Source organism: Bradyrhizobium sp. NC92, from assembly GCF_025200865.1.
Lineage (GTDB): Bacteria > Pseudomonadota > Alphaproteobacteria > Rhizobiales > Xanthobacteraceae > Bradyrhizobium.
This window is the reverse complement of the sequence record NZ_CP104171.1, coordinates 3,885,611-3,899,691: the sequence shown is the minus strand read 5'-3', so window position 1 is coordinate 3,899,691 and position 14,081 is coordinate 3,885,611. Positions and strand designations below refer to the sequence as shown.

General features: G+C 62.3%; 21 protein-coding genes. 9 read left to right on the top strand and 12 right to left on the bottom strand.

Translation table 11 applies throughout. The features are described 5' to 3' along the window. Window positions 1–17 precede the first annotated feature (17 nt). From N2602_RS18160 to N2602_RS18125, 8 genes are all read left to right on the top strand, one after another. The gene (locus N2602_RS18160) at window positions 18–713 is read left to right on the top strand and encodes a TRAP transporter small permease subunit (RefSeq protein ID WP_260383465.1); all 696 of its coding nucleotides are present in this window, start codon (window positions 18–20) and stop codon (window positions 711–713) included. Next, window positions 710–2,233: a TRAP transporter large permease subunit gene (locus tag N2602_RS18155; RefSeq protein ID WP_172788514.1), complete on the top strand. Its 1,524-nt coding sequence runs from the start codon at window positions 710–712 to the stop codon at window positions 2,231–2,233. The genes N2602_RS18160 and N2602_RS18155 overlap by 4 nt, the downstream gene beginning before the upstream one ends. A gap of 100 nt (window positions 2,234–2,333) precedes the next feature. Continuing rightward, on the top strand, window positions 2,334–3,653 hold the full coding sequence (locus tag N2602_RS18150; protein WP_260383464.1) for an amidase: 1,320 nt from the start codon (window positions 2,334–2,336) through the stop codon (window positions 3,651–3,653). Beyond that, entirely contained in the window at window positions 3,650–3,820 is a 171-nt protein-coding gene (locus N2602_RS18145; RefSeq protein WP_172788512.1) for a hypothetical protein, read from the top strand. Before N2602_RS18150 ends, N2602_RS18145 begins: the two co-directional genes overlap by 4 nt. 272 nt (window positions 3,821–4,092) lie before the next feature. Next, the gene (locus N2602_RS18140) at window positions 4,093–4,308 is read left to right on the top strand and encodes a dodecin family protein (RefSeq protein WP_212257599.1); all 216 of its coding nucleotides are present in this window, start codon (window positions 4,093–4,095) and stop codon (window positions 4,306–4,308) included. A 143-nt stretch (window positions 4,309–4,451) separates the two neighbouring features. Further along, a complete protein-coding gene (locus N2602_RS18135; protein WP_172788510.1) occupies window positions 4,452–4,763 on the top strand; it encodes a hypothetical protein in 312 nt (103 codons plus the stop codon). Window positions 4,764–4,893: 130 nt separating this feature from the next. Next, complete coding sequence (locus N2602_RS18130) at window positions 4,894–5,079, top strand: hypothetical protein (RefSeq protein WP_260383463.1); 186 nt, start codon at window positions 4,894–4,896, stop codon at window positions 5,077–5,079. 39 nt (window positions 5,080–5,118) lie between these two features. Next, window positions 5,119–5,445 (top strand): GcrA family cell cycle regulator, encoded by a 327-nt coding sequence (locus N2602_RS18125; RefSeq protein WP_260383462.1) that lies wholly within the window; start codon window positions 5,119–5,121, stop codon window positions 5,443–5,445. Window positions 5,446–5,640: 195 nt separating this feature from the next. Here N2602_RS18125 and N2602_RS18120 read toward each other — a convergent pair whose 3' ends face one another. From N2602_RS18120 to N2602_RS18095, 7 genes are all read right to left on the bottom strand, one after another. Beyond that, the gene (locus tag N2602_RS18120; protein WP_212257597.1) at window positions 5,641–6,045 is read right to left on the bottom strand and encodes a VOC family protein; all 405 of its coding nucleotides are present in this window, start codon (window positions 6,043–6,045) and stop codon (window positions 5,641–5,643) included. Between the two features lie 136 nt (window positions 6,046–6,181). Beyond that, on the bottom strand, window positions 6,182–6,454 hold the full coding sequence (locus N2602_RS18115) for a hypothetical protein (RefSeq protein WP_409241919.1): 273 nt from the start codon (window positions 6,452–6,454) through the stop codon (window positions 6,182–6,184). A gap of 99 nt (window positions 6,455–6,553) precedes the next feature. After that, window positions 6,554–7,039 (bottom strand): hypothetical protein, encoded by a 486-nt coding sequence (locus N2602_RS18110; protein WP_260383461.1) that lies wholly within the window; start codon window positions 7,037–7,039, stop codon window positions 6,554–6,556. 317 nt (window positions 7,040–7,356) lie between these two features. Continuing rightward, on the bottom strand, window positions 7,357–7,668 hold the full coding sequence (locus tag N2602_RS18105) for a hypothetical protein (RefSeq protein WP_260383460.1): 312 nt from the start codon (window positions 7,666–7,668) through the stop codon (window positions 7,357–7,359). A gap of 231 nt (window positions 7,669–7,899) precedes the next feature. Next, on the bottom strand, window positions 7,900–8,121 hold the full coding sequence (locus N2602_RS18100) for a hypothetical protein (protein ID WP_172788506.1): 222 nt from the start codon (window positions 8,119–8,121) through the stop codon (window positions 7,900–7,902). A 27-nt stretch (window positions 8,122–8,148) separates the two neighbouring features. Then, the gene (locus N2602_RS38935; protein ID WP_373569492.1) at window positions 8,149–8,409 is read right to left on the bottom strand and encodes a hypothetical protein; all 261 of its coding nucleotides are present in this window, start codon (window positions 8,407–8,409) and stop codon (window positions 8,149–8,151) included. 124 nt (window positions 8,410–8,533) lie between these two features. Continuing rightward, window positions 8,534–8,716, bottom strand: coding sequence for a hypothetical protein (locus N2602_RS18095; RefSeq protein WP_172788470.1), 183 nt, complete (start codon window positions 8,714–8,716; stop codon window positions 8,534–8,536). Between the two features lie 505 nt (window positions 8,717–9,221). Between N2602_RS18095 and N2602_RS18090 the strand changes: the two genes are divergently transcribed. Further along, window positions 9,222–9,416: a hypothetical protein gene (locus N2602_RS18090; protein WP_260383459.1), complete on the top strand. Its 195-nt coding sequence runs from the start codon at window positions 9,222–9,224 to the stop codon at window positions 9,414–9,416. Between the two features lie 152 nt (window positions 9,417–9,568). Here the strand turns inward: N2602_RS18090 and N2602_RS18085 are convergent, their stop codons facing one another. The 5 genes from N2602_RS18085 to N2602_RS18065 all read right to left on the bottom strand — a co-directional run bounded on the left by N2602_RS18085 (window position 9,569) and on the right by N2602_RS18065 (window position 14,080). Next, a complete protein-coding gene (locus N2602_RS18085; RefSeq protein ID WP_212257593.1) occupies window positions 9,569–10,273 on the bottom strand; it encodes a GrlR family regulatory protein in 705 nt (234 codons plus the stop codon). A gap of 320 nt (window positions 10,274–10,593) precedes the next feature. Further along, window positions 10,594–11,415, bottom strand: coding sequence for a tetratricopeptide repeat protein (locus N2602_RS18080; protein WP_172788503.1), 822 nt, complete (start codon window positions 11,413–11,415; stop codon window positions 10,594–10,596). A 32-nt stretch (window positions 11,416–11,447) separates the two neighbouring features. After that, complete coding sequence (locus N2602_RS18075; RefSeq protein WP_172788502.1) at window positions 11,448–12,131, bottom strand: substrate-binding domain-containing protein; 684 nt, start codon at window positions 12,129–12,131, stop codon at window positions 11,448–11,450. Window positions 12,132–12,149: 18 nt separating this feature from the next. Beyond that, window positions 12,150–12,851, bottom strand: a complete 702-nt coding sequence (locus N2602_RS18070; protein WP_260383675.1) for a GrlR family regulatory protein — start codon at window positions 12,849–12,851, stop codon at window positions 12,150–12,152. Between the two features lie 194 nt (window positions 12,852–13,045). Then, window positions 13,046–14,080 carry a glutamine synthetase beta-grasp domain-containing protein gene (locus tag N2602_RS18065; protein ID WP_172788501.1) on the bottom strand — a complete coding sequence of 345 codons (1,035 nt, stop codon included), beginning with the start codon at window positions 14,078–14,080 and terminating at the stop codon, window positions 13,046–13,048. Window position 14,081 lies beyond the last annotated feature (1 nt).

Genomic DNA, 14,081 nt, shown 5'->3' with positions numbered 1-14,081 from the left:
ACGCTGCATGATGACGGGTGGCGCTGTGCAAGCGCCGCCCGGGCACCAAATTGGTTGGGGGACATCCGGATGTGCTACTCGCCGCGGGCCAAGCTCGCATGAGAAATTTCCTCTTCTTCATCGACGAACTCAGCACCTGGGTCGGCAAGGCATTCGCCTGGCTGATCCTCATTCTCAGCATGTCGGTAACCTACGAGGTCTTCGTCCGCTATGCCTTGAACGCACCCACCACATGGGCTTTCGATTTCAGCTACATCACCTATGGCGGTCTCTTCCTGATGTCGGGTGCCTATGCGCTGGCGCGCAACAATCACGTGCGCTGCGATTTCATCTACAGGACGTGGGCGCCACGCACCCAGGCGACGATCGATCTCGTTCTTTTCGTCCTGTTCTTTCTTCCGGGCGTTCTCGCTCTGGTCTATGCTGGCTTCAACTACGCCTCGATGTCGGTAGGCTTTCGCGAAGTGAGCGTCTTCAGTCCGGCTGGCATCCCGGTCTTTCCGCTCAAGGCACTGATCCCCCTCGCCGGCACGCTGCTCCTGATCCAGGGCGTCGCCGAGATCATCCGATGCATCCTTTGTATCCGCGACGGCCAATGGCCTCAGCGACTGCATGACGTCGAGGAAATGGAAACGGTCATCCTGCACCAACAGCAATATCTGGCCGAGCATGACCGGCAGGCTCCGTCCGTCCGCACAGGGGGCTCGGCATGACCGATCCCCAACTCGGCATTTCGATGCTGATCATCTTCATCTTTCTGATCGTGCTGGGATTCCCGATCGCCTTTACGCTGATGGCGATGGGCGTCAGCTTCGGTTTCTACGCCTACTACGTGCCAGGCCAGGAGCTCACGTCCAATCGCGTATTTACGCTGCTGGTGCAGAAGGCCTTCGAGGTTTCTTCGAACGACGTCCTGATCTCGGTCCCGGTCTTCACCTTCATGGGCTACATCATTGACCGGGCGAATATTCTCGATCGCATGTTCCGCGCCCTCCAGCTTGCGATCGGCGGTCTGCCCGGCTCGCTTGCCCTTGCGACCATGGTGGTATGCGCCCTATGGGGCATTGCCTCCGGAATCGTCGGTGCGGTGGTCGTGTTGATGGGCCTGCTGGCGATGCCGGCGATGCTGCGCGCAGGCTATGACAACAAGCTGGCGTCAGGCGTCATCTGCGCCGGTGGCACCCTGGGCATCCTGATTCCGCCGAGCGTGATGCTGATCCTGTATGCCGCAACCGCAGGCATTTCTCCCATCAAGCTCTATCTTGCCGCCTTCATTCCCGGCTTCGGCCTGACCGCCGCCTACCTCGTCTACATCATGGCACTTGCGACGTGGAAACCGGAGCTCGCGCCGAAATTGCCGAAGGAGGAGCGTAGCGCGCCGCTTGGCACCGTGCTTTACGAAGTGCTGGTATCGTTCATGCCGCTGACGATCCTGACTTTCGTCGTGCTCGCGGTGATCTTTGCAGGACTGGCCACTCCTACCGAATCGGCGGCGATCGGCGCCTTCGGCGCGCTGCTGCTCGCGATCGGCTATGGCGCGGACTATTCCAAGCGCCACAACCTGCTCATCCTGCGCAGCTACGCCGTGATCATGACGGCCGTTGTCGTCTGGCTGATCGGCGTTCGCTACTTCGGCCTGCCGCGCTTGAACGCAGTCCCTATCGCCGCCGCGGCCCTGACGATCCTCGTCATGTGCGCGCTGCTTCCGAACAATGCGTTTACCATGGATAAACTGCGGGAGTCGGTTTTCCTCACCGCCCGCACCACGGCAATGGTCTGCTGGCTGTTCGTCGGCTCGGCGATCTTCTCCTCGGCATTCGCGTTGCTGGGAGGGCAGGCCTATATCGAGCAATTTGTCGTCGGCCTCGGCCTTTCGGCGTGGCAGTTCATGCTGGTGGCCCAGCTGATCATCTTCTTGCTTGGCTGGCCACTGGAATGGACGGAGATCATCATCATCTTCTTGCCGATCTTCCTGCCGCTCCTGAAGCAGTTCGGCATCGATCCGCTGTTCTTCGGCGTCATGGTCGCGTTGAACCTGCAGACTTCGTTCCTGTCGCCGCCGGTGGCAATGGCACCGTTCTACCTGAAGGGTGTCGCGCCATCGCATGTGACGATCAACCAGATCTTCTCGGGCGTGATGCCCTACATCTGGATCGTGGTGGCGTTCATGGTGCTCATGTATATCTTTCCGGGCATGGCGCTTTGGCTGCCGAACTACTGGTCCCGGCTATGAGAACGAGCTTTCGCAGAATTGAGGACGAGGCGAGATGAGTCTCTGCGCACTGCGTCTCACCGAAGCTGCGGCCGGCATCCGCGACGGCCGGTTCAGCTCGGTGGAACTTGTCGGCGACTGCCTCAAGCGCATCGATGAGGTTGATCACGACATCCATGCGTGGGCGTTCCTCGATCGCGACCACGCGATTCGGCAGGCCGAGGCTGCCGACGATCATCGCAAGCACGGCAAGGCCGTAGGCCCGCTGCATGGCGTGCCCTTGGGCATCAAGGATATCTTCGACACTGGCGACATGCCGACGGAATTCGGATCGGATCTGTGGGCCGGACGCACGCCGCGTCGCGATGCGGCGGCCGTGGCGCGTCTGCAGGCGGCAGGAGCCGTGATCCTCGGCAAGACGGTGACCACCGAGTACGCGTACTACAATCCCGGCAAGACGCGAAATCCGCACAATACGGCTCACACGCCGGGCGGATCGTCCTCGGGCTCCGCCGCGGCCGTTGCGGCGCTGATGGCACCAGGTGCCATCGGCTCGCAGACCAACGGCTCCGTGATCCGTCCTGCCGCCTTCTGTGGCGTGGTCGGCTTCAAGCCCACGCATGGCCTGATTCCGCGCAGCGGCGCGCTCGAATTGTCGCGCACGCTCGATCATGTCGGCGTGTTTGGGCGCAGCGTCGAGGACGTGGCCCTGCTCGCCGAGGTCCTGGTCGGCTTCGACCAGGAGGATCCGGACACCCGGCCCGTTGCGTGTCCGCCATTCACCGCCGTAGCGGCGAGCGAGCCGCCGTTACCGCCGCGATTTGCCTTCGTTCACTCTCCGGTCTGGGATCAGGCCGAGCCGGTGACGCGGGATGCCTTTGCCGAGCTCATCGAGATTTTGGGTGACGCGTCGAGCGAAGTCGAGCTTGGCCCTCGCTTCGCCAAGGCCGTCGATATGCATGGCATCATCATGGAAGTCGACATGGCGCACAATCTGCGGCGCGACTACGAACGGGGCGGCGACAGACTGAGCACCCGGCTGCGCCAGGCGATCGAGCGCGGTCGCACGCATCTCGCGGTGGATTATTGCAACGCACTGTCCGGGATTGCGCCGCTCAATCAGGCGCTGGACCATATCTTTGACGAATACGACGCCATCCTGACGCCCGCAGCCCCCGGCGCGGCGCCCGGAATTGAGACGACCGGCAACCCGATTTTCTGCACGCTCTGGACCTATCTCGGCGTGCCCGCCATCAGCCTGCCGTTGATGAGCTCCGAAACCGGCCTTCCGCTGGGCGTTCAGCTTGTCGGCCGCCGCGGAAACGATGCCCGCCTCTTGCGCACGGCGCACTGGCTTGTCAGGGCTAGTGGCACTCGGTGCAAGGTCCCGAGCGCCGGGGCGAAATCGGCTCCCGGTGCGGCGAAAAGGAAGATGCGATGACCAATGTGATCACCGGGATCATCGGCCTTGCGCTCGTCCTGGCGTTTCTTGGAATCCTGGTGGCCTGGATCAAGGCCATCCCGCTCATCATCATTGTTGTCAGCGTCATGGCGCTGGCAGTGATCGACTTCGTGCGATCCTTGCGGATGAACGGCGGTCTCCGCTGACTGCCGGTCTGGCCGGCGCGTAGGACGGTGGAGCGCCGGCGCAACCCATCGCTCCCACCATATGCGACGAAGCATGATGGGTTTCGCAAGGGCTCACCCCATCCTACGAGCTGAAATGCGAACGCAATCCCCGACAGGACAACCCGAGTTCTTCCTTGGGTCGAACAGGAAAGTGACAGACAGTCGGACCTTTTCCGCGGCATCCGTTGGGCGTATCAGCGTCGATTTCCTGATGCTACACTTCCTGCTCCCTGCCGATTAGGAGGACGAACATGCCCGATAGCATCTACAAGGTCATTGAACTGATCGGTACCAGCACCGACTCATGGGAGAAGGCGGCCGCCAATGCGGTCGAGCAAGCTGCTAAATCTCTCCGGGATCTTCGCGTTGCAGAGGTCGTCAAGCTCGATATGCAACTGGATGACAAGGGAAAGGTCGAGGCCTACCGCGCCAAGCTCAATGTATCGTTCAAGTTCGAGGGCTCCTGAGCCTCAGCACCGAGGATGGCTCATTGGCAAGGCGCGTTGCGCGGTCCGCCCGGCCGGACGCGAGGTCCATCGCGGAAGTTGGCACTAGTCCGAGCGCGACCGAAATGCTTTGATGCGATTGGGCGTATGGCACGTGGTGCCCCATGTACATGGTCATTCGCAAGTACAGCAAGGTTCGTTCGGTAGCGGACGCCGCTCGTCGCGCAAAGAGCGGCGTTGGTGAGATCCTGAGGCAATCGCCGGGATTCAGATCTTACCATGTGCTGGATGCGGGCGACGGTGTCGGTATCGCCGTGATGATATTTGACGACCGCGAAAGCGCCAACGCAGCGAACGCCAAGATACTGGCATTTGTTCAAGCCAGTCTACCCGACCTCGATCTTGGAGTTCCCGAAATCTCTGCCGGCGAGGTTTTGGTGAACATAGAGCCCAATGGGTCCTCGGGCATCAAGTAGCCGAAAACGCTGCCGGTTAGCCTGACGCCCGCTGATGGTGCAATCAACCTGATCTGCATCGCGCCCCTGCCACCTGCATGAGCCGCCCAAGAATTTGCGAGCGCACGTATTTGTCGAGGAGCACAAAGGCATGAAGCAACACACCTCCGAAGCAGTTTCCACCACAGCGATCGGCTGGACACTATTCACGCTGATGCACATCGTGATGCCGCCCCGGGATCCCGATGAATACGAGGACGATGAAGACGATGAGGACGACGATGAGGAAGACGATGATGATGAACCGGCGGTCGTGCGCGAGCCGGAAGAAGACTAGACTGGCCGGGGTACGGCAGTCGGTGTTATAATATCTTTCATGGGATGGGATGCGAAAGACATAGCGCTTCTGAAAAGGCTCTGGTCCGCAGGACAGAGCGCGGCGCAGATTGCGCGCCATCTCGGCTGCAGTCGTAACGCGGTTTGCGGTATGCTGAATCGTCTGGGCCTGAAGCGCGGTCACAAGCCGCCCACAGCACGGCCCCAGATAAGGCCGGCCCCGAAGCTGAGGCCGTCGACGGCAGCCTGCGCCCGTCCAATCGCGCAGAAGGTGTCATCGAATACAGCAGAGAGGAAGCAGACAAAGGAATTCAGCAGGCAGCAGCTTTACGCCGTTCTGGCTGAGGCGGTCAGAAACACTGGCTAAGAGCTCACCACGAAGTCCTTGCGCTCCCGTCAATCTCCGGCCCGCCGCAGCCACCAACGACGCGTTCTGCGAACGCTCGGATCAATACCCACCGCGAGATTGGCCAGGCTTGTTGGATAGGCCATCGCGCCCTTCGTTGAAGGCAGCGCTCGCGCTGCCGATCGCCTCGAGCGCCAACTACGCCCCAGCCGCCCGTCAGGAACGTATTGGCTGACCGATCCCAAGAAGATTGCCTTCGCTGTCGCGGAACCACGCACCTCGCTCACCGGTGCCCTTGCTGGGGTAGTTCCCGGTTATTTGGGCAATCCCCTCGACCGTCTTCAGACCAGGCAGATCATATTCCTCGAATTTGACTCCTCGCGCGCGAAGCTCGCGCACTGTTGCTTCGATATCCTCGACTTCCCAGCCCATTTGCGTATGCGTGCCGGATTGCGTGCCAGCTGAGACGAATATCGCAAACTCGCCATTTGCGCAGACATAGCGCAATCCGCCTTCGCGCTGTTCGATCGGCTCAAGGCCGAGTTTTTCGGAATAGAACGCCCGAGCCCGATCCAGATCCTTGGCTGGAAGGCGGGCGGCCACTTTCGCTTTCAATAGCATCCTTCTCTCCTAAGCTCAGTCGATCTCTCAATTAGGCCGAACTTGGCATCGGACCGCTTGCTGACATTGGCGAGGGCGACCCATCAGGCCTGCTTCACCTCACGACGCCGGCATCCGACGTTCGTGAGCACTTGCCCTACACCCGTCGCATCAGCTTGAGCGAGGCTGCCAGCCGCAAGCTTCGCTTCCCTGCGAGCGCGATGCCTTCGAGCTCGCCGCTGTCTTCCGTGCAGCTCCTGGAGACTCCGATGCCGACCTCGAGGCCGCCGAACACGGGGTTCTCGCCTTTCGCCGGCGTGTGCTCCTGGTTCAGCATCTCGCCCTTCCAGCGGCCATCCGCCGAGGAATAGGAGCCGAGGTAGTGGAAGAACGCATCGCCTCCCAGGATGCGCCCGTCGATCAGCAGCATCACGCCGGACAGTCCGGCATCGACGCACCTGTTTAGGCGACGGGTAGGTCTCCCAAAACCTCAAAGGCACGATCAGCGTCAACAAACTCAGGGAGGGCTTCACGCGGGTTTTCGGAGCTGTCGTGAGGAAGCCATCTCGACCTCAGCCTCTTTTATTGTGTTGAGAACGTTTCTCACGGACGCTTCCCAATTAGATTCAAGATCGGGATCGGCTTCGATCCGCGGTGGACACAGTAAGTAGACGGGGCGAGCATCGTCGAGGCGTGCTTCGGAGCGACGCGTCGCAGCATAGGCCAACACGCGTCGGGCATCCTTATGGTGAAGGAGCAATGGGATACCAAGTGCGACGAGTGCCATCATCATCGCTACCAGCCCGTCGAGTGACAGCGTTGTCGACGCGTCGTACTGTTCAATAACGGAGGGCGGGTTGACTTGAGCGACATCCGCCGAGGCATCTACGAATGCCGCGCCGATCGTTTGCTCGCTTTCGCGCTCGATCGCGGCTGGCGGGGTGATCTTGACCACATCCGCCGACGCATCTACCGGCGCCGCGCCAGTCGTTTGCTCTTCCTTAGGCTCGATCAAGGATGGCGGCGCTACCTGTACTTCGACTCGTGAACGATTTACCGGTCGGCGGCTAGCCGTCGCATCGCCCTCCCCGCGACGCGCGTCCAATAAGGTTCGCGTCCCGAACGATTGCACAGATTTCTGGCCCGACAGCATCTTCCGCGTGTCGCGCGGCTCGAGCCTTGTTCGCTGCGCCTTGTGAAGCCTGTGGAGGTCCGACACGGGCGCCGCGTGCCTCCACATATCCCACCCCAGCCGGGGAGCGCGTCCGCGGAGTGGATAAAAAGTATCCTCACGAATCCAGCCACCACCAGACCAGGCCTTGCTCCTTTGAATCAGCTGCATGTTCGTGCCCAGCCGGCTGGAATAGGGCAAGCTGTATGCACCAGCATCATGATGGCCCCCGCCATAACTGCCACCGGCACCACCAGCGGTACCCGCACCACCGCTGCCGGCCCCGGCACCACCAGCGCCACCGGCACTACCGCCGCCAGCTCCAGCACCACCAGCGCCGCCGGCACCACTGCCGCCAGCTCCAGCACCACCAGCACCACCGCCGCCAGCTCCAGCGCCACCAGCCCCACCGGCACCACCGCCAGCTCCAGCGCCACCAGCACCACCGCCCCCAGCACCACCGCCACCACCACCACCGCTCCCGTGGCCAAAGGCCTGGGTGATGACCGGCGGGCCAATCAGGGTGATCAACAACGTTGCTATGACCGTAGACTTGATCACCGACCTGAGCATATCTGCCTCCAATGCGCCCTACTCTTTGGCGCGGCAACACTCTTCAGAGGCCAATAGGTCACCAGAAGCTGAAAGTGGCCGAGTTCATTATGCGCTAAACGGCGCTTACTGATGCCCGGCCCAGCCTTTCATCAGATCAATTTCGGGTCGTGCTTCTGCTCAGCCTCAAGCACTCGTACGCGAAGCGCTTCCAGTTCGGCGAGCTGAGAAGCGAGCGCTTCGAAACGGTGACGAAGAAGAGCAGCAGCGGCAGCAGCATCCGCCCAAGGATTGCCCGCAGGCACCTTGGCCGATTTGAAGAGATCGGCCCGCGGGGCCGACGAGGAAGTCTGGATATGGTGGAGACCACCCATGGCCGGGTCCTCCGCGTGGCGACGTACCTAGGGTTCGACCCTGAGCACGTTCCCCACTGATTTCGTCGCGAGAAGAGATGGAGCGGCAAGCCGCGCCCCGGAGCGACCCTCAGCTAATCTCACCGTGTTTGTGATGATGGTGTTCGTGGGACCCCGCGCCCTCCCCGCCAGACGCCGCGACCGAGTTGATGTCGACATCAGCATGGTCACGGCAGGAGGAGTTACGGCGGCGAATTTTCCGCAGGTCTTCAAAAACTCGCGCCGGTCGTCGTGTTCGTATGAGGACATCGCGCCTCCTCATGACTCTTGCAATTAAACACGTCCGCCAATCTGAGTAAATTAAATAAAGTTAATCGAGTTCAATCACTAAATATAACAAACCCCGAGTCCCGCTAAAAACTGGCTTCGCGTCCTAGTGCTTCGCCGGGGAGTTCTTCGCCGGTTCGTTCGAGTTTGCTCCTTGGCCGAGCTGATCGAGCCGCCGTTCGAGCTCGCGCTTTTCTGCAACGAGTCTCGCCGCGAGGATCTGATCGACCTGCGTGTGCAGCGCCCACAATTCATCCATGGACAACGCGTCAAGGTATTCTCGATCCATGCCAGCCAGCTCCGTACGGATAGAACGAGTTTGGGCCCTAGGGCACTTGCATGCGCAATGACCTGGCCAAAAGTTCCTCGGGTATGCTCGTGATTTACCGTATTTAATATTTCCAATAATTAACGTGTATTAAATCTAGGATAATTAATTCTTCCCGTGAAGTGCTTTTGGGGCGAGAATTAAACCAACGAGCAGCCCGAAAAACGACGTGCTGGACAGAGAGGCGACGACAAAGGATGCCTCGCGGTGTGCATGACGCCACTCCTCACCTCGGAAGCGGACAATGCGACGAGCAGAGCGGAGGTCAGCCACCAGCCAAGGGGAGACGTCAGTTGATGGCTTCGGCGCTCACAAGGACGAAAGGCGGGATGGTGATACCAAGCGCGCCCTTAACCGAGAAAGTCCGCGCGACAGCAGAGCCGCAGGGGTCGGTGGTCTCTCCATGCAGGAAAAACCCGGTCAGCAGTGCTGGCCGGGTTAGTCGAGGGAGGGACATGTGTCATCGATGTCGGGCAACAAGGCTTATTCCGAGCCGTTCCTTGCGAACTGCTGCTTTCCTTCCATTCTTGAAGAGTTGCTGATGCAGGTTAATCGCCAGTCGAGCAAGGAATTGCCACTGCACTGGAGCCCTGATTCTACTACCTTGAAAGAGCAGTTGCCTTCGATCGGTTTGCTGCCGTTGAGAACGACGCCGTTCTGAAAGCTGATCTAGCAGCTGATCTGGGACGCCAGGCAAGAGCATACCGACAGCTCTTGCTGCGATACGGGCGGAAGGAATCGGTCTACCCGCACCTAGCCAACCCCAGGCATGCAGCTCACGAAGCGGACACCCGATGCCAATGAGTGTGCGCCCTACGCCCTTCGCATCAGCTTGAGCGACGCCGCAAGCCGCAAGCTTCGCTTCCCCGCGAGCGCGATGCCTTCGAGCTCGCCGCTGTCTTCCGTGCAGGTCCCGGAGAAGCCGATGCCGACCTCGAGGCCGCCGAACACGGGGTTCTCGCCTTTCGCCGGCGTGTGCTCCTGGTTCAGCATCTCGCCCTTCCAGCGGCCGTCCGCCGAGGAATAGGAGCCGAGATAGTAGAAGAACGCATCGCCCCCGAGGATGCGTCCGTCGATCAGCAGCATCACGCCGGACAATCCGGCATCGACGCCGTCGAGCGCGCTCAGCTTCATGCCATAGAGCCCGTTGGCGATGCCGCCCGGTCCGACCGCACCGCTCGGCGGCAAGCCCTCGTCGTCGAGGCGCGTGAGATTGGCCCAGAACCTGGCACCAGGCATGGTGTCCGCGCCGCCCTCGAGACGGATCTGGTTGCCGTAGAGCCGGCCGCGCGCCCGGATCGAGGCGACGTCGGCACCCATCAGCGGCTTGTAGCTGGGGTCCAGGTTGTGCCGCTCGGTGATGACCTGGGCGATGATCTCGCCGTCGCGCTCGACATAGGTGCCGAGATGCGCAAAGCCCGAATTGCCGCCCAGCATCTTGCCGTCATGCAAGCACATGATGCTGCAGCCGAACGCATCGTTGACGCCGTATTCAACCTTGTAGAGTCCGTCCAGCAATGCAATTCGCCCGCAAATCAAAATGGAATCGAGGGCTACCTAGCACCGCTGCCGCACCGATTCCATCCGGCCTTTCCGCGCAGGGGCCCTGCTCGAAAACGTCGGTGGCCATGATACCACTATACCCCTGTTTTGCCCGACGGGTCAAACGAACTTCGTAAAATCCGTAAGCGCGAATTTCGCTGTGATTTCAGCGGGGGCCCTACTGTGCATGGGGTTGTTTTCGGAGTTTTGTTTTTAGCGGCCCGGATGAGGGCCGATGTTCACCTGCCCGATGCGCGCCCATTGCGACTGGCCGCTCTTGAAGGGAGCGCGATCAATCAGAAGCACAGCGTGGTGACGAGCTTGCCCTGCTTGTCCTTGATCGCATAGGGACAGCGAATGCGCTCCAGCGCCTTCTTGGCGTCCTCGTCGCCGAGCGCTGCGGCGCGCTCGTAATAGGCCTTGGCGGCGTCCTTGTCCTTCGGACCGCCGCGGCCTTCCTGCGCGAAGGCCCCCATCCGCTCCAGCGCGCCGGGATGGTTTTGCGCCGCCGCCTTCTCGAACAGCGCGCGCGCCGCGACGTCGTCCTTTGCGCCGCCATCGCCTTCAGACAGCATCAGGCCGAGCTGGTACTGCGCCTCCGCATTGGTCTCGGCGGCCTTGCCGAGCAGCGCGCGGGCCTGGGCGGGGTCGGCCGGCGCGGCGCCGCCTGCACTGCCGAGCGCGGCAAGGTTGCTGACGCCGCGCGGGTTGCCGGCCTGCGCCGCCTTCTCGAACAGCTTTCGCGCCTGCGCCTCGTCCTTGGCGACACCGGCGCCGGTGCCGTAGAGCACGCCGAGCTCGACCATGGCCGCACTGGATCCCTTGTCGGCCGCCTTGCGCCAGGCGGCGATCGCCTCTGCCGTCTGCCGGTTGGCCGCGTAAGCGCGCCCGAGCTCGAACATCGCGCGACGCGAGGCGTTGGCCGCCTGCCTGCAGAATTTGACCGCGGTTGCGATGTCGGCGGACGCGATCTCCGCGACGCCCTTCACGTCGGCCGGCTTGTCGGGATCGCTGGGATCGGCGGCGAGACGGTCGCACAACACGAGATCGGCCGATTGCGCCTGCGCCGTCTGGGGCGCGGCGAAGGCCAGCAGCATGGCAAGGAGGAAAATCCGCATGATCGTCACGTTGCGTCTGTGGCTCGGCAAATTCAAGGCTCGAGTCCCGACTGGCGCAGGACGGGGGCGACCTCGGGCGATGCCAGATAGCGCAGCAAGCGGTCCGCGGCGCCGGCATGTTTCGCATTCGCCATGCGGCCAGCGGAGAACACGGCCGGCGTCTGCAGCTCGCGCGGGATCGGGCCGACCACCTCGATGCCGCCGACCTGCTTCAGCTCGCTGATCTGCTGCACGGCGAGGTCAGCTTCGCCCGTCACGAGCCGCTCGGCGGTAAAGCCCTGCTCGACGATGCTGGCCTTGGCGTTGATCTCTGCCGCGATGCCCATCCGCACGATCAGCTGGGCGAAGTACACGCCGCTTGCGCCGAGCCGCGAATAGGCGACGGACCGCGCGGCGAGCAACGCCTGGCGCAGCGCGGCTTCGTTGGCGACGTCGGGGTGCGCTTGCCCTGCCCGCACGGCGATGCCGACGAAGGAGCGCGCCAGATCCGCTGCGCTCGCGGCGACCACTTGGCCTTCGCCGATCATCTCGTCGAGGCCTTCGCGGGTGAGGATGACGAGGTCGGCGGCCTCGCCCGCGCGCAACCGCTTGAGCAGCGCCAGCGTCGGCGCGAAATCGGCATCGACATGGATGCCGCTGATGACCTCGAAGGCGGTGGACAGGCTCCGCATCGCGCCCATCAGGCCGAGCGTCGAGAGCATGCGGACATTTTCCATTGATAGCTCCCGACGCAATCAGGCGCGATGCATCAGCTTGAGCGCAGCGGTCAGACGCAAGGATCGCTTGCCGGCCAGCGCCGCTGCCTCCAGAACCGCCTGCTCCGCGTCGTAGCTGCCGGAGAAGCCGATTCCGACCTCGTGGCCGCCGAAGATCGGATCGTCCTTGGCCGGCGTGTGCTCCTGGTTGAGGATCTGGCCCTTCCAGCGGCCCTTCGCGGCGGTGTAGCTGCCGAGATAGTAGAAAGCCGCATCGCCGCCGAGGATGCGGCCCTGGTTGAGCAGCATCACCCCGGTGAGCCCGCCGTCGAGGCCGTCGAGCATGCGCAGGTGGATGGAGTAAAGACCGTCGCTGATGCCGGCTTCGCCGACGCCGCCCGCGATCGGCACCTCCTCCTCGGTGATCGGCGTCATCAGCGACTGGAACGGCACGCCCGGCAGCTCCTTGAGCTCGCCCTTGAAGCGATAGAGATCGCCGTCGGCCCAGCCCTTCGCGATCAGGGTCGCATCGTCGGTGCCGGCCATGGCGCGGTAGCTCAGATCGGGATTGTGGCGGACGGTCTTGATGACGACGTCGACACCGCTGTCGGTCTTCTCGTAGCTGCCGATATGGGCGAAAGCCGAATTGCCGCCGAGCATCTTGCCATTGCCGGCATGCATCACGCTGCGGCCGACGGAATCGCCGAGCTGAAATCTCACCTTGTAGAAGCCTTCAAACACCAGCCGTGTCCCCGGCCCTGCGCGCATCCGGACGCACTCTATCCCGCTTTCGGCGGCGATGGACAAGTTTCCCGGCGCCGGGGCCGACTGGCAGAGGAACAGCTGTCATCACAATGCAAAAATCCGCCGGAGCTTGTCGCTCCGGCGGATTGAATGCCAACCCGGGCCAGCCCCCAGCCCGGGCCGGGAGGATCTTAGGCCGCGGCCTTCTTGTCGGTCGGCACGGACGAGATCGTCTTCAGGATCTGCGAAGCGATCTGGTAGGGGTCGCCTTGCGAGTTCGGACGGCGGTCTTCCAGATAGCCCTTGTAGCCGTTGTTGACGAAGGAGTGCGGAACGCGGATCGAAGCGCCACGATCGGCAACGCCGTAGCTGAACTTGTTCCACGGCGCGGTCTCGTGCTTGCCGGTCAGACGCTTGTCGTTGTCCGGGCCGTAAACGGCGATGTGGTCCATCAGGTTCTTCTCGAAGGCGGCCATCAGCGCCTCGAAATACTCCTTGCCGCCGACTTCGCGCATATAGGCGGTCGAGAAGTTGGCGTGCATGCCCGAGCCGTTCCAGTCGGTATCGCCGAGCGGCTTGCAGTGGAATTCGATGTCGATGCCGTACTTCTCGGTCAGGCGCAGCATCAGGTAGCGGGCCATCCACATCTGGTCGGCAGCGGTCTTGGAGCCCTTGCCGAAGATCTGGAATTCCCACTGGCCCTTGGCGACTTCCGCGTTGATGCCTTCATGGTTGATGCCGGCGGCCAAGCAGAGGTCGAGATGCTCTTCGACGATCTTGCGGGCGACGTCGCCCACATTCGAGAAGCCGACGCCGGTGTAGTACGGGCCCTGCGGCGCGGGATAGCCCGATGTCGGGAAGCCGAGCGGACGGCCGTCCTTGTAGAAGAAATACTCCTGCTCGAAGCCGAACCAGGCGCCGGCGTCGTCGAGGATGGTGGCGCGCTTGTTGGAGGCGTGCGGGGTCTTGCCATCGGGCATCATGACTTCGCACATCACCAGCACGCCGTTGGTGCGCGCACCGTCCGGGAACACGGCGACCGGCTTCAGCACGCAATCGGAGCTGTGGCCTTCGGCCTGCTGGGTCGAGGAGCCGTCGAAGCCCCAGAGCGGAAGCTGCTCGAGCGTCGGGAACGACGCGAATTCCTTGATCTGAGTTTTGCCGCGCAAATTCGGAGTCGGCGTATATCCGTCGAGCCAGATGTACTCGAGCTTGTACTTGGTCATT

Excerpts from the sequence above, each read along its gene's own strand:
- N2602_RS18080 (WP_172788503.1), bottom strand. The coding sequence starts at position 11,415 with ATGCGGATTTTCCTCCTTGCCATGCTGCTGGCCTTCGCCGCGCCCCAG.
- N2602_RS18145 (WP_172788512.1), top strand. The coding sequence starts at position 3,650 with ATGACCAATGTGATCACCGGGATCATCGGCCTTGCGCTCGTCCTGGCG.
- N2602_RS18155 (WP_172788514.1), top strand. The coding sequence starts at position 710 with ATGACCGATCCCCAACTCGGCATTTCGATGCTGATCATCTTCATCTTT.
- N2602_RS18140 (WP_212257599.1), top strand. The coding sequence starts at position 4,093 with ATGCCCGATAGCATCTACAAGGTCATTGAACTGATCGGTACCAGCACC.
- N2602_RS18100 (WP_172788506.1), bottom strand. The coding sequence starts at position 8,121 with ATGGGTGGTCTCCACCATATCCAGACTTCCTCGTCGGCCCCGCGGGCC.
- N2602_RS18065 (WP_172788501.1), bottom strand. The coding sequence starts at position 14,080 with ATGACCAAGTACAAGCTCGAGTACATCTGGCTCGACGGATATACGCCG.
- N2602_RS18095 (WP_172788470.1), bottom strand. The coding sequence starts at position 8,716 with ATGGATCGAGAATACCTTGACGCGTTGTCCATGGATGAATTGTGGGCG.
- N2602_RS18115 (WP_409241919.1), bottom strand. The coding sequence starts at position 6,454 with ATGCTGCTGATCGACGGGCGCATCCTGGGAGGCGATGCGTTCTTCCAC.
- N2602_RS38935 (WP_373569492.1), bottom strand. The coding sequence starts at position 8,409 with ATGTCCTCATACGAACACGACGACCGGCGCGAGTTTTTGAAGACCTGC.
- N2602_RS18120 (WP_212257597.1), bottom strand. The coding sequence starts at position 6,045 with ATGCTATTGAAAGCGAAAGTGGCCGCCCGCCTTCCAGCCAAGGATCTG.
- N2602_RS18090 (WP_260383459.1), top strand. The coding sequence starts at position 9,222 with ATGTCGGGCAACAAGGCTTATTCCGAGCCGTTCCTTGCGAACTGCTGC.
- N2602_RS18125 (WP_260383462.1), top strand. The coding sequence starts at position 5,119 with ATGGGATGGGATGCGAAAGACATAGCGCTTCTGAAAAGGCTCTGGTCC.
- N2602_RS18130 (WP_260383463.1), top strand. The coding sequence starts at position 4,894 with ATGAAGCAACACACCTCCGAAGCAGTTTCCACCACAGCGATCGGCTGG.
- N2602_RS18135 (WP_172788510.1), top strand. The coding sequence starts at position 4,452 with ATGTACATGGTCATTCGCAAGTACAGCAAGGTTCGTTCGGTAGCGGAC.
- N2602_RS18075 (WP_172788502.1), bottom strand. The coding sequence starts at position 12,131 with ATGGAAAATGTCCGCATGCTCTCGACGCTCGGCCTGATGGGCGCGATG.